At 69.7% G+C, this 13,128-nt stretch carries 13 protein-coding genes; 7 read left to right on the top strand and 6 right to left on the bottom strand.

All coding sequences use genetic code 11. The annotated features are described in order from the left end of the window. The first annotated feature begins 14 nt into the window (after window positions 1-14). Complete coding sequence (locus DEQ92_RS01990; protein ID WP_115820358.1) at window positions 15-2,216, top strand: CDC48 family AAA ATPase; 2,202 nt, start codon at window positions 15-17, stop codon at window positions 2,214-2,216. 100 nt (window positions 2,217-2,316) lie between these two features. Continuing rightward, entirely contained in the window at window positions 2,317-2,634 is a 318-nt protein-coding gene (locus DEQ92_RS01985; RefSeq protein WP_049968407.1) for a hypothetical protein, read from the top strand. Between the two features lie 80 nt (window positions 2,635-2,714). Here the strand turns inward: DEQ92_RS01985 and DEQ92_RS01980 are convergent, their stop codons facing one another. Next, window positions 2,715-3,455: a bifunctional 2-polyprenyl-6-hydroxyphenol methylase/3-demethylubiquinol 3-O-methyltransferase UbiG gene (locus DEQ92_RS01980; RefSeq protein WP_115820357.1), complete on the bottom strand. Its 741-nt coding sequence runs from the start codon at window positions 3,453-3,455 to the stop codon at window positions 2,715-2,717. A gap of 78 nt (window positions 3,456-3,533) precedes the next feature. Further along, on the bottom strand, window positions 3,534-4,154 hold the full coding sequence (locus DEQ92_RS01975) for a hypothetical protein (RefSeq protein ID WP_004977204.1): 621 nt from the start codon (window positions 4,152-4,154) through the stop codon (window positions 3,534-3,536). Window positions 4,155-4,252: 98 nt separating this feature from the next. Here DEQ92_RS01975 and DEQ92_RS01970 point away from each other — a divergent pair, with 98 nt between their 5' ends. Both DEQ92_RS01970 and DEQ92_RS01965 read left to right on the top strand, forming a co-directional pair. Continuing rightward, entirely contained in the window at window positions 4,253-4,654 is a 402-nt protein-coding gene (locus tag DEQ92_RS01970; protein ID WP_004977202.1) for a helix-turn-helix transcriptional regulator, read from the top strand. A 92-nt stretch (window positions 4,655-4,746) separates the two neighbouring features. After that, a complete protein-coding gene (locus DEQ92_RS01965; protein ID WP_004977200.1) occupies window positions 4,747-5,136 on the top strand; it encodes a hypothetical protein in 390 nt (129 codons plus the stop codon). Between the two features lie 24 nt (window positions 5,137-5,160). Here the strand turns inward: DEQ92_RS01965 and DEQ92_RS01960 are convergent, their stop codons facing one another. Then, window positions 5,161-8,001 carry a DEAD/DEAH box helicase gene (locus DEQ92_RS01960; protein ID WP_115820356.1) on the bottom strand — a complete coding sequence of 947 codons (2,841 nt, stop codon included), beginning with the start codon at window positions 7,999-8,001 and terminating at the stop codon, window positions 5,161-5,163. A gap of 90 nt (window positions 8,002-8,091) precedes the next feature. Between DEQ92_RS01960 and DEQ92_RS01955 the strand changes: the two genes are divergently transcribed. Beyond that, complete coding sequence (locus tag DEQ92_RS01955; protein ID WP_004977195.1) at window positions 8,092-8,370, top strand: hypothetical protein; 279 nt, start codon at window positions 8,092-8,094, stop codon at window positions 8,368-8,370. After that, entirely contained in the window at window positions 8,367-8,645 is a 279-nt protein-coding gene (locus DEQ92_RS01950; RefSeq protein ID WP_004977194.1) for a hypothetical protein, read from the top strand. The genes DEQ92_RS01955 and DEQ92_RS01950 overlap by 4 nt, the downstream gene beginning before the upstream one ends. 52 nt (window positions 8,646-8,697) lie before the next feature. Here the strand turns inward: DEQ92_RS01950 and DEQ92_RS01945 are convergent, their stop codons facing one another. The 3 genes from DEQ92_RS01945 to DEQ92_RS01935 are packed head-to-tail and all read right to left on the bottom strand — an operon-like array spanning window position 8,698 to window position 12,645. After that, window positions 8,698-9,480, bottom strand: coding sequence for a metallophosphoesterase (locus tag DEQ92_RS01945; protein WP_004977190.1), 783 nt, complete (start codon window positions 9,478-9,480; stop codon window positions 8,698-8,700). A 4-nt stretch (window positions 9,481-9,484) separates the two neighbouring features. Further along, window positions 9,485-11,365: a rpa-associated protein gene (locus DEQ92_RS01940; RefSeq protein ID WP_115820355.1), complete on the bottom strand. Its 1,881-nt coding sequence runs from the start codon at window positions 11,363-11,365 to the stop codon at window positions 9,485-9,487. Next, window positions 11,362-12,645, bottom strand: coding sequence for a Single-stranded DNA binding protein (locus tag DEQ92_RS01935; protein WP_004977188.1), 1,284 nt, complete (start codon window positions 12,643-12,645; stop codon window positions 11,362-11,364). Before DEQ92_RS01935 ends, DEQ92_RS01940 begins: the two co-directional genes overlap by 4 nt. A 100-nt stretch (window positions 12,646-12,745) precedes the next feature. Between DEQ92_RS01935 and DEQ92_RS01930 the strand changes: the two genes are divergently transcribed. After that, window positions 12,746-13,123 carry a hypothetical protein gene (locus tag DEQ92_RS01930; RefSeq protein ID WP_004977185.1) on the top strand — a complete coding sequence of 126 codons (378 nt, stop codon included), beginning with the start codon at window positions 12,746-12,748 and terminating at the stop codon, window positions 13,121-13,123. Window positions 13,124-13,128: the final 5 nt, after the last annotated feature.

Below are 13,128 nucleotides of genomic sequence, written 5' to 3'. Positions count from 1 at the left end.
CCGAACCGGGGGGTATGTCAGAAGATGGGGTGACGCTCGTCGTCCGCGCCGCGGAGAAACGCGACGCGGGCCGCGGCATCGCCCGCCTCCCCGAGGCCGCCCGCCGTGAACTCGGCGTGCTCAGCGGCGAGACGGTCGTCATCGAGGGGTCCCGAGAGACGGTCGCGAAGATGTGGCCAGCCCGCCCCGGCGCGGCGGCGGGCGAGATGCTCGTCGACGCCGACACGCGGGCCAACGCCGGCGTGAAAATCGGCGACAGCGTCCGCGTCAGGAAGATAGCCGTCGAGGACGCGCGCTCGGTGACGCTCGCCGGACCCAGCGCCTTCGAGCGGACCAGCGTGGACCGCGAGACCATCGAGGAGGTCGTGAAGGCGGAGCTTCGGAACCGGCCGCTCCGCGAGGGCGACCGCGTCCGCGTCGAGCGACTCGGCGGGGCCGCCCTCGTCGTCAGCGAGACGAAGCCTGAGGGCGTGGTCCGCGTCACCGACGCGACGGCGGTCTCCGTGACGGCGACGAGTTCGAAGGGCGCGAGCGAGACCGTCCGCGACGCCGTCAAGAGCGTGACCGGCGGCGACGGCGGCGACGCCGGGAGCCGCGGCCGGGCGACGGGCGTCACCTACGAGGACATCGGCGGCCTCGACGACGAGCTCGACCTCGTCCGCGAGATGATAGAGCTCCCGCTGTCCGAACCCGAGGTGTTCGCCCATCTCGGCATCGAGCCGCCGAAGGGCGTCCTCTTACACGGCCCGCCGGGCACCGGGAAGACCCTCATCGCGAAGGCCGTCGCCAACGAGGTCGACGCGAGTTTCACCACGATTTCGGGCCCGGAGGTGCTCTCGAAGTACAAAGGCGAGTCCGAAGAGAAGCTCCGCGAGGTGTTCCAGTCGGCCCGCGAGAACGCGCCGGCCATCATCTTCTTCGACGAAATCGACTCCATCGCGTCGAAGCGCGACGACGGCGGCGACCTCGAGAACCGCGTCGTCGGCCAACTGCTGTCGCTCATGGACGGACTCGACGCCCGCGGCGACGTGGTCGTCATCGGCGCGACCAACCGCGTCGACAGCCTCGACCCGGCGCTCCGCCGCGGCGGGCGCTTCGACCGCGAAATCGAAATCGGCGTCCCGAACGAGGCGGGCCGCCGCGAGATTCTCGACGTGCACACCCGGCGGATGCCCCTCGCCGAGGGCGTGGACATCGACCGACTGGCCTCTCGAACCCACGGCTTCGTCGGTGCCGACCTCGAATCGCTGGCCAAGGAGGCCGCGATGACCGCGCTCCGGCGCGTCCGCCGCGAGGGCGGGGGCGGGGACGGTGGCGGGAAGGTCGCCGTCGCGGACATGACCGTCACGCGCGCCGACTTCGAGTCGGCGATGGCGACGGTCGAACCCTCGGCGATGCGCGAGTACGTCGCCGAACAGCCGACCGAGGGCTTCGAGGGCGTCGGCGGCCTCGACGACGTGAAGCGGACGCTCGAACGGGCGGTGACGTGGCCGCTGACCTACGCGCCGCTGTTCGAGGCGGCCTCGACCGACCCGCCGACCGGCATACTCCTGCACGGTCCACCGGGGACGGGCAAGACGATGCTCGCCCGCGCCATCGCGGCCGAAAGCGGCGTCAACTTCATCCACGTCGCCGGCCCCGAACTGCTGGACCGCTACGTCGGCGAGTCCGAGAAGTCCGTCCGCGAGGTGTTCGACCGCGCCCGACAGGCCGCCCCGAGCATCGTCTTCTTCGACGAGATAGACGCCATCGCAACCGACCGCGACAGCGCCGGGTCGGACTCGGGCGTCACCGAGCGCGTCGTCTCCCAGCTCCTGACGGAGATGGACAACGCCGCCGACAACCCGAACCTCGTCGTCCTCGCGGCGACGAACCGCCGGGACGCGCTCGACCCCGCGCTCCTCCGACCCGGCCGGCTGGAGACCCACGTCGAGGTTCCCGCCCCGGACATCGAGGCACGCCGCGCCATCCTCGACGTGCACGTCCGCGACAAGCCGCTCGGCACCGACGTGGACCTCGGCGACGTGGCCGCTCACATGGACGGCTACACCGGGGCCGACGTGGCCGCGGTCTGCCGCGAGGCGGCGCTCCGTGCGATTCAGGACGTGGCCGACGCCTACGAGGGCACCGAGGCGAACGACCACGCCGACGAGGTGCGCATCACCCGCGCGCACTTCGATGCGGCGCTGGAATCTGTCTCGCCGACACAGGTCTGACGGGGCCGACCGCCGGAGAACCTCCGTTCCCGCTCACCTGCGAGATTATCTCGTTTCGCCGCGTACTGTGTCTCATGTTCACTCGCAACAGAGGTGTGTCGTGAACGCGGCGTGGCGGCGGAAGGTCCGCCGAGAGTGGGACGCGCTCACCGGCGGCCCGCTCTCCGCGACGTGGTGGGTCACGAAAGCCGGCCTTCGAGTCGCGTTCGCCGAGGCCACATTCATGTTCCTCGTGTTGTTGAACAACGACGCGGACGCGGTCTCGGCCGTCGCCGACGGCGAGGCATCGGTGTTCTCGCTCGTCGCGGTCGTCCTCGGGTCGCCCGAGTACCTCGCCATCGCGGGTATCGTCTTCGCCGTCGCGCTGTTCCTCCCGTTCCTTCCGCGGCGCAACGAGGCGACCAATCGCTGGGAGTAGGCCGTAGCGCGTGGGAAGAGACGGCCGGCGACGACCTCGCCCCGAAGTGCCACCGCGAAGTGCCGCAGGGACCGCGCGGTTCACGCCAGTCGCGCCCGGTAGTAACTCGACTCGGTGTTCGGCACGGTCACCTCGCGCACGTCGAGGCCCGCCTCGGCCGCGACCGCCCGGAGCCGGGCCGGCGAGACGAGAACGAAGTCGAGCATCGGCCCGCGGAGGTCGCCGTACTCGACGCGGAACGACCGTCGGGCGACGCCTTCCCGCGGGTCCGACCGGTAGCCGAAAAAGCGCTCGGGGTCGATGCGCGTCGGGTCGTACGAGTCGACGACGACCTCGCCGGCGGACGAAACGAGGTCGGCAAACGACGCGAGGAGGTCGGCGAGTCGGTCCAGCGAGCCCGCGAGTCCGACCTGCGTCCCGTTGGCGAGGACCGTCTCGAAGCCTCCTGCCGGCAACCCCGCCCGACTCGCCTCGACCGGCGGGTCGAACATGTCGCCGACGACCGCCGCCTCGACGCCGCGCTCGCGGGCCGCGCGAACCGCGTTCGGGCTCACGTCGAAGGCGACGACGTCGCCGCGCCCCTGTACGGCGAGGGCGTGCTGGCCCGCCCCGCACCCCACGTCGAGGACGGGCGTCCGAAGCGAGTCGACGAACTCGCGCTTCGCGGCGGGCCACCGCTCCGACGGGACGAGATAGTTCTCGTAGATGTGCGCGTCGCCGGCAGTACCACGGGCGTCGTCGCCGGCGCGGTAGACGCACGGGGCGCGCAGACAGCCGCGAACCCGGTCCAACATCGCCAGTCCGAGGGCGTCGTCGGGCATGACGAGTCGTTCGTCGCCCTCGTGTAAACTATAGTTAATGTGCTGTTAGATAGCACTCACCATGAACTGACGGGAGCGTCAGTCCAGCCGGTCCAAGTCGCCGTGTAGCTCGCGGTTCATCACGTCCGCGACGAACAGTCGGATGCGCTTGTGGAGTTCCGCTTCGGTGTCGTAGGTCTCGACGCGGAGGTCCCAGCGGGCGCGCGCCGCGCGAATCATCTCGCTCGTGACCGTCGCTTCGTGGACGAAGACGATTCTGTCGCCGTGCGTCTCGGAGAGCCGTTCGAGTATCGACCCCGCCTCCTCGCCGACGCCGAAGTTGTGGCCGAGAAACGGCAGCACGAACACGGTGGCGTTGCTCGCCTCGGCGAACGCGAGCGACTGCGTGGCGGCGTCCACCTCGTCGGTGCTGAGGTCCGCGTCGACGGCGAGAAAGGCGTTGACGCCCGGGTCCGCGCGGAGGCTCCCTTGCACCCGTCGGAGGAGCGCGAGCGCGTCGTCGACCTCGTCTCGCGCGGCGAACAGCTTTCGAATCGGTCCGGGGAGGTCCTCGATGTCGATGGCGGCGAGTTCCTCCTCTGAGAGGACGTAGTTGAGGTTGAACGACTTGTACGGACCCATCACGTAGACGAGAAACCGGTCGTAGGTCGTCCGCCCGAGCGCCGCCCGTATCTCGTCGCGCGAGATGGCGTCCGTCATGGACACACGTACCGCACGGTAGTATATAAAATTCGGATTTTTCAGCGAAGTTCGACTCAAGAACCGTTAAATCGATACGCTCCGTCTAGCGAACCGAGATGGCGACGAACGACCCGGTCGATTCGGACGGGCTGCCCGAGGACCCCGCCGAGTTGCTGCCGCCGACGAGCGTCCTCACGCTGGACGAGTACCTCGACATGCAGGCCGCACTCGGCGACCGGACGCGCTTCACCCTGCTGTACCGACTGGTCCACTTCGGCGAGCGAAGCCCGAAAGCGCTGGCCGAGGCGCTCGACGTGCAGGCGAACACGCTCCACTACCACCTCAACAAACTCGTCGACGCCGGGTTGGTCGAGAAGCGAAAACGGTCGCAGGCCGACGACGAGGGGCTGTTTTCGTACTACCGCGCCACGTCGCTCGGCTCCGACATCCTCGAACACGGCGTCGAGGAGCTCATCCGGCGCGAGCGCGACTACCGGGACGCCTACGCGTCGGAATAGCGGCGTCACGGACCGACCGGCGCGTCTCAGCTCCCACCCGCCCGCTGCCGAAGCCGCCGCCTATTTGGCGCTCGCTCGCGCAGGCTGAAGCGATGTCCAATCTCCTCCCCGAGGAAGCAAAAGAAAAGCTCGTCACCGTCTGCCGCACGGCCGTCGGCGACAGCCTCCGGTCGCTCACGTACTTCAGCCGCTTCGACTACGTGCAGGTGTACCTCCGCGAGGACCTCGAACAGGAGGCCGACCTGAACTCCTTTATCGGCAACGAGTGGCACGACTTCAAGATGACCCAGGACGCCTACCGCGGCTCCGAACTCGGCGACTACGAGTACACGATTCGCGTGTTCGAAAACGGCTACCTCGTCCGCATCACCGTCGAGGACTTCGGCGTCTTCGTCACGACCGACGGCATCTCGATGCAGGACTTCGAGGCGCTGGCGGCCGCGACGACCGAGATTCTCGACGAGTGGGCCATCGAGGAGTAAGCGGCCGAACCGGAATCCGTCCCGTCAGTCCCAGAACGACTGGGTTCGGGCGTACTCGCGCTCCCGTTCGAGGATGTCGCGGTAGAAGTCGTCTTCGTCCTCGCGGAGCTTGTTGATGATGCGCGCGGCGTTGTGCGGGCCGACCCCGCGGGCCGCGAGCGCGACGACCGCCCGCTTGCCGTGGGCCTGCACCAGACTCGCCGAGCGGTACGCCCGCTTCGTCAGTCGCTCCTGTTCGTCGTCTTTCTCCGGCGCGCGGACCGCTTTCACCGCCTCGTCGTCCCACGGATTGAGCGCGGCGACGCGGGTCGCGCCGCACTCGGGGCACTCCACGGGGGCGCGGACGCGCTTTACCTTCGTCTTTCGAGTCCAGTCCTTGCAGTGGAGACACGCCAACAGCACGCGGTCGTTCTGAATCCGGTCCCGAACCGTCTCGATGACGCTCGCGTCGGCGTTCTCGGGGACGAGCAGGTCGGTTCCCGACCCGCGGCCGCCGGTGCCGATGGCGGTGGGTTCGCGGGCAACGGCGAGTTCCACGTCGCCCTCGCGGACGCGCCGGAGCAGTTCGACCGTCTCCTCGACGGCGAGGTCGGTGTGGAACACCTCGCGGACGGCCTCGTCGTAGACGGGCGTGTCCTCCAGCGCGGCGAGGAGTCGGTCGCCGCCGAAGCGGCCCTTGCCCTGATAGCGCTTGAGCGCGCCGAACTTCGCGGCCACCTGCGCGAGCGTGAACTTCAGCGAGTCCGATCGCTTGAGCGCGAGTTCGAGCAGCGCCTCGACGTGGTCGGGGTCGGTCTCGCGGAGCACCTCGGCGAACGTCGTCGGGCGGACCTTCCCGGGCACGTCGAACTCGACGCGGTAGGGGTCGACCTCCATGCCGACCGAGGAGCCGGTCCGCTGGCCGATGAGCGCCGACAGGAGCCGACCGAGCGTCTCGTTCACCCGGTGGCCGTACGGCGAGTTCAGCGTCACCTTCCGGGGCGAGCCTTCGAGGACGAGCCTGTTCGCCGTCGGAATCGGTGCGTCGGCTTCGACCTGTCTCTCGATGGGGCCGAGCGCCGAGCGGACCGTGGCCTCGTCGGTCGGATAGCGCATGGCGATGTCGCGGGCGACGGCCTCGCGGTCGGCCCCGGATTCGAACTGCGGCGCGGCCATGTCGCGGAGTTCGCCCACCTCGCCGGCGACCGGCGCGGGCACCGGAATCTCCGAGCCGACCCACGACGGCACCTCGCCGCCGGGGTCCTCGATGGGCGAGACGTTCACTCGCGCCTCCTCCTCGTCCACGTCGTTGACGCGCCACATCTCGCCGCGCTGGATGAACGTCGCGCCCGGCGAGGCGAAGTTGAGGACGAACTTCTCGTCGAGCGTCCCTATCTGCCGGCGCGAGGAGATGTCGTGAACGTCGTAGGTCTCCTCGTCGGGAATCATCGAGAGGTTGGCGTAGAAGTACTGCCACGTGCCGCCGGACTTCTCGAGGAGGTCTTTGTCCTCGTCGAGCCAGAGGAGGCGGTTCCCCGAGAGTTCGCGGACGACGGCGCGGAAGTCGTCCTCGGCGAGGTCGCGGAAGGGGTACGCCCGCGTGATAATCTCGTAGGCGCGACGGGCCGACACGTCGCCGTAGTCCATGACGACGCCGACGATTTGGTTAGCGACGGTGTCGAGGCTCCCGTGGTGGACGCGGGCGGGTTCGACCTCGCCGGAGACGGCCCGCCGGGCGATGGCGAGCGCTTCGAGCGTGTCGTCGGGGTGGTCGGTGACGACGGTCCCGCGGGAGACGACGCCCAGGCGGTGCCCCGCGCGGCCGACGCGCTGGAGGAGCCGCGACACCTCGCGCGGGCTGTTGTACTGGACGACGTGGTCCACCCGACCCACGTCGATTCCGAGTTCCATCGACGACGTGCAGATGAGCGCGTCCAACTCGCCGGCCTTGAAGCGGTCTTCCACGTCGATTCGAACGTCCTTCGACAGCGAGCCGTGGTGGACCTCGATTGGGTCGCCGAGCGCCTTGAACCGCGAGCCGAGCGCCTCCGCGGTCTGTCTGGTGTTGACGAAGACGAGCACGGACTCGTGGTCGCGGACGACGTCTCGAATCGTCCGGACGTGGCTCGCTATCTCGGGGTCGGTGGCGAGTTTGCCCGCCAGCGCCTCGTCCTCGTTCGTCACCTCGGGGCGGACGACTTCGAACTCGACGCGGTTGTCCACGTCGACCTCGATGACCTCGAACGGTCGGTCGCCGGTCAGGAACTTCCCGACCTCCTCGGGCGACCCGACCGTCGCCGAGAGCCCGATTCGCTGGAACGGCCCGGCCAACTCGCGGAGGCGCTCTAACCCGATTGTCAACTGCGCGCCGCGCTTGGCCGACGCGAGTTCGTGGACCTCGTCGACGACGACGTGGTGCACGTCCGACAGCGCCGTCCGCAACTTCTTCCCAGTGAGCATCGCCTGCAGCGTCTCGGGCGTCGTCACCAGCACGTCCGGCGGGTCGTTGGCCTGCTTCTGTCGCTGGTACTGCGTGGTGTCGCCGTGGCGAACGTCGATGTCGACGTCGAGCTGTTCGCCCCACCAGTCGAGCCGCTGGCGCATGTCGCGGTTCAGCGCCCGAAGCGGGGTGATGTAGAGCGCCGAGATACCGAATCGGTCCTCGGCGTCGGCGATGGCCGAAAACACCGGCAGCATCGCCGTCTCCGTCTTGCCGGTGCCCGTGGGCGCGATGATGAGGCTGTGTTTCCCGTCGGACAGCGGGGGAATCGCCCGGCGCTGCGGCTCGGTGGGCGTCGTGAATCCGCGCTCCGAGAGCGCGTTTCGAACGGGCGACGAGAGCGTCGCGAAGGCGTCCATTCCGGCGGCGGCCTCGCCGTCTGGCATCGCCCGAGGTTACGGTTCGAAGCGATTAAGCGCACCGCTCGGGGCGGTCCCGACCGGGAGATTCATGTCGCCCGTGAATCAATTTCGGGCGTGTCCCCGAAACGAGTCTACTGGTCCGCGTTCCTCGTCTTCGGTCTCTGTGCCGCCGTCGATATCGCGCTCGACGTTTCCGCGGGAGACGTGGGTATCAACACCGCCGCAGCGGCCGCGGGCGTCGTCGTGGTCGGCTACGCGTCGGTCGTCGCCCTCCGCGACCCCGACCGTGCTCGGGTCCCGTCGGACTGGGGCCCGCTCGTCTACCTCGTCATCGTCGGCGCGGCGCTCTACGCGTTCGGCGTCGCCCTCCAACTGTACTCGGTGGTGATGTGACTCCCGAACGGTCGTTCTGGCTGTCGCAGGCCGGCTTCACCGGCGGCAATCTCCTTATCGTCCTCGGCAATCAGCGGGGCGACCTCGCGGCGTGGCAACTGGTCTTCGCGGCGGTGCTGGTGCTCACGACCGTCTGGTTCGTCGGCTACGCCGTGCAAGAACGAGAGGAGGGCGTGCCGGAGTTCTTCCGCGAGTGGACCGGCTGGCAACGACTCGCCAACGTGACGGCCGTCTCCGTGTTCGTCCTCGGCACTCTCACGTTCGCCTTCGCGTAGGAGTCGAAAAAAGCGGGAAGTCGCGTGTGACGACCGCGACGATTTCGGCCCCTCAGACGTTCCGGTAGTCGCCCAACCGCGTGCCGTCGAGCAGGTAGGCTTCCCCGTCCGCGAGGCCGTCGGGCAGGAACGGCGAGAGAAATCCCTGACCGGGGACGTTGACCCACGTCCCGCCCGAGGTGTCGTTGAACGCCGGGAACACCACGAGTTCGGCGTCGGCCCGCGCCACCTCCGCGGGGTCGACCTCGTAGTGCTCCGCGAACACCTCGGGAGCGAGAGTGCCGCGGAGCCAGACGCGCTCTTTCCGCGCGCCGCCGACCTCGTCCTCCAGCCTGACCGCCGGGTGCTCGTGAGCCGAACAGACCACGTCGGCGGCGAGCACCTCCCGCGAGGGCCACGTGTGGCCGTGGCAGAATCCCACGTCGCCGAGGCGGACGCCCGCGGGGTCTGTCACCTCCACGTCGTCGCCGAAAAACGCCGCGAGGCCGCCGTCGTGGTTGCCGGGGACGACCGTCAGTTCGGCGCGGTCGGCCACGGCGTCCGCGAACTCGCGCAGTTCCTCGGCCTCGTCTCCCTTCGGGTCGCCGATGCGGTGGCCGAGGTCGCCGAGGACGACCAGTCGGTCGGCGTCGGTCCGGTCGAGAAGCGACAGCAGGCGCTCGCGGCGGACCGCGGCCTTCGACGGGAGTTCCACCCCGCGTTCGTACCGCAGGCCGGCCTCGATGCCGGCGTGGTAGTCGGCGACGACGAGCGAGCGCTCGGGGAACCCGCGTCTGCTCGTCCGCGCCACCGCGGCCGGGTGGCCGGGAATCGGTTTGACGAGCGGTCCGGGCACGGCCTCAGATGGCCTTCAGCACGCCGTCCTGCGGCTCGTAGCACCGACCGCCGAGGAGCGCCTCCTGGATGGCGTCTTCGACCGCGCCGGGGTCCGCGCCGTACTCGTCGACGACGGCCGCGACGACCTCGTCGTGGGACGCGCCGTCGCCGTCGTCGAGGTCGTCCATGGCGTCCACGACGACCGATTCGAGGTCGATGTCCTCGGCGGCTTCGTCGGCGTCGGCCTCGCTCTCGGCGTCGTCCGACCCGACGTCGAGCGTCGGCTCGGGTTCGGACTCCGGTTCGGCGTCGACCGCCGGTTCGGGTTCCGGGGCGGCGTCGGCCGCGGGTTCCGGCTCCGGTTCGTCGGCGACGGGTTCGGATTCGAGTTGCTCGGTGAGGTCGTCCGCGTCGGGCACGTCGATGTCCGCCTCGCCGGCGGGGTCGACGTCCGCGCCGGAGGTGAACTCCGTGCCGAACTCGGACTCGATTTCGGCCCGCTCGTCCTCGTCGAGTTCGTACATCCCGTCGGGGTCGACCGACTCGTCGGCGTCGGTGGTCGCGGAGTCGGTCGCCGCGTCGGTGGACGACTCGTCGGCCGCCGCGGCCGACGCGTCCGTCTCGGGTCCGGGGTCGTCGAAGCCGTCCTCGAAGTCGCCGAGCGTGCCGTCGTCGGAGCCGCCGAAGGTGTCGGCGTCGGCCGTCTCCGCGTCGGTGGTGTCGTCCTCGAAGTCGCCGAGCGCGCCGTCGTCCGAGCCGGCGTCGAAGTCGGGCTCCGAGTCGGCGTCGAGCGAGTCGGACGCGAGGTCGGGTTCCGCCGCGGGTTCCGGCTCTGCGTCAGCTGTCGTCGACGGCGCGGTCTCCGGTTCTGACTCGGACGCCGGCTGGTTCTCGGTCGCGGTGGTCGCCTCGGCGGCGACGGGTTCCGAGTCGGGCGCGGGCTCCGACTCGGGTTCGGCGTCCGCGACGGAGTCGGTCTCTGGCTCTGCGACGGGCTCGGACTCGATGTCGGCGTCGGCCCCGGCGTCGAGCTCGGATTCCGCGTCGGCGTCAGCGACCGACTCGGCGTCCGGGTCGGCGTCGAACTCGCCCGCGTCGGGCTCCGAGTCGTCGAGTTCGTCCCCGTCGTCCGCGTCCGCCTCGTCGACCTCGATATCGACGCTCGCGGCCGGTTCGAGGTCGAGTTCGGGGAGCGGGCCGAGGACGGCGTCCCCGCCGTCGCCGGGGGCGACGTCGAGGGGGTCGACTTGGTCGCGGTCGCCCGCGACGAGTTCGAGCGCCTGCACGGCGACTTCGCGCAGGGCTTCGAGGTAGGTTCGGGTCGTCCCGTAGTGGTCGATGGCGCGGGGGACGCCCTCCGCGAGCGTCGAGTCCACGCCGCGCGCTTCGAGCGCGCGAGTCAGGTCGTCGCCGCGGTGGGACATCGACAGCGCCTCGTCGAACACCGCGATACGGCGGAGCGTCGCCTCGGCGGCCGAGACGATCCAGCGGTCGCGCACGTCGGCGTCGACGGTGTTGACGCTCTCGGGGCGGACCGAGGAGTAAACCACGTCGGCGTCGTCCGGTTCGTACGTCCGGGCCTTGCCCGCGAGCGAGACGAACGCCGGGGGCGTCGCCGCGTCGAGGTAGGCCATCGGCTCCGGCTGGTACTGCCCGGCGTAGGTGACGAACGCGCCCGTCGGGTCCGCGATGCGCCCGCGGAGGACCTCGTCGTTGACGTGTTCGACCTCGGTGAGCACGCCCGCGACGAACGTCCGGTTGAGTCGCGCGCCGGTGGGCGTGACCACGTAGTTCGGCGCGCGCTCCTCGTCGCTCTCGGAGTACGAAAGCGAGGCGTCGTCGAACTCGGCGGCGAAGACGCGGTAGGCGATTTCCCGCGTGCCGACGACCGGCGAGGCGCTCATGCGCGCACCTCCGTGAGGAGGGCGGCCGCGCGTTCGGCCGGGTCGTCGTCGGTCTCCTCGAACTCGTCGGCTTCGAGGTTCGCGCCGTACTCGTCCACCGAGAGGTTCCCGCGGACGCGGTACTCGCGACCGACGAGCGTGTCGGCGATGTCGTCGGCGACGACCTCCTTGTCCATCGCCTCGCGGGCGGCCTCCATCGCGTCGGCCATCGTCCCGCCGTAGATCTCCTCTGTGAGGTCGCGGTCGAGGATGGCGGTCACCGTGCCGGTGCCGTCGTCGAGAATCGCCTTCACGCGCATGTCGTCCTCGCCGTCGACCTCGCCGTGTTGTCGGCACTGGCCGTTCTGGACGACGCGACTGCATTTGGGACAGCGCTCGATGAGTCCGGAGCCGTCGCGCACTTCGAGGACGTTGCCGAGCACTTCCACGTCGAACATCCCGCCGGCGTCGACGGCCTCGCCGATTTTCAGGCGGGGCGCGGAGTCGGTCACGGCGACGGGGTCGTCGAGGGCCTCGAGCGTCGTGAACTCCGAGAGGTTCACCTGCGGCACGCCGCGGAACTCCCGGACGTACACGTCCGAGAGACGGACGCTCGCGCCCTCTTTCACGTCGGGGCGCGGTGCCCAGTCGGTGAAGGGGAGCCGGCCGGTCTCGTCGGCGACGACGCCCGAGAGGATTGTCGTCTCGCCGTTGCGGCCGTCGATGGTGCGCGAGTCGACTTCGAGGACGCGGACCTCGACGGTTCGGCCGCGGTCGCCGGCCTGCAGGTCGATGAGGTCGGCCTCGCCGCCGATGCGGTCGTCGTAGGGCGTCTCGACCGTCTCGGACTCGACGCCGACCGTCGAGGACGCACCGATGTTCAGTTCGGGCTTCCCGTCCCACTCGCGGACGCCGGCGTTACCGATGACGACGGAGTCGCCCGGTTCGAAGCCGAAGTCCTGCCACGCGGTGTAGGAGATGACGCCGGACTCGTCGGCGAGTTCTCCCTCGCGGATGGTCTGTTCGTCGCCCTGATAGACGATAGAGCGGGTGCCCACGGTGAGCACGCGGACCGTCACGGAGACGTTGCCGCCGTCGGGGTCGATGTCGGCGATTCGCTTCGTCGAGGGCGCGCCGTCGCTGCCGCCGGAGCTTCCGCCGCCGTGCTTGCGGCGGACGCTCTGTTTCGCCTCGTCGAGCGGGACGCTGTACTGCAGGAGGTTCTGCAGGTCGGATTTGACCTCCTCTTTGTCGACACCGAGGGCGGAGGCAAGCTCCTCGGCGTGCTGGTCGAGTTCCATCGAGTCGGGATTCGCCCCCGTCGGATAAAAAGTGTTGCCGGGCGTGCGGGCGGCGACCGGCGGGCGAATCACTAAGTGCTCGCGTGTCAGTTGGAGTCGTATGTCGAACGACGAGACCCCGGACGCCGACGCCGACGACGAGGAGGTCTCCTTCTCCGTGACCATCGAGGACGGCTGGACGACCATCGTGATGGAGGGCGACAAGGACACCGCGGTCGTCGTCCGCTCGGCGTCCGGCGAGCGAATCTACCTCCCGCCGGAGGGATTCGACGCCGAGGCGGCCACCGACAGCGCGTACCAGTCGTCGGACAGCCCCTACCAGTCGGCGTACGACTCGCCGTACCAGTCGGTCCAGACCGACGACTCGCCGTATCAGTCCGCCCGCGGCACGATGCCGCGAGAAGGGATGGTGCCGACCCGCGGTGGCTACCGGATTCGCCACCCCGAGCCGGTGACCGACGTGCGACTCCTCCGCTGAACGGG

The organism is Haloferax sp. Atlit-6N (genome assembly GCF_003383195.1).
Classification (GTDB): Archaea; Halobacteriota; Halobacteria; order Halobacteriales; family Haloferacaceae; genus Haloferax; species Haloferax gibbonsii.
This window is presented reverse-complemented; position numbering and strand designations above follow the sequence as displayed.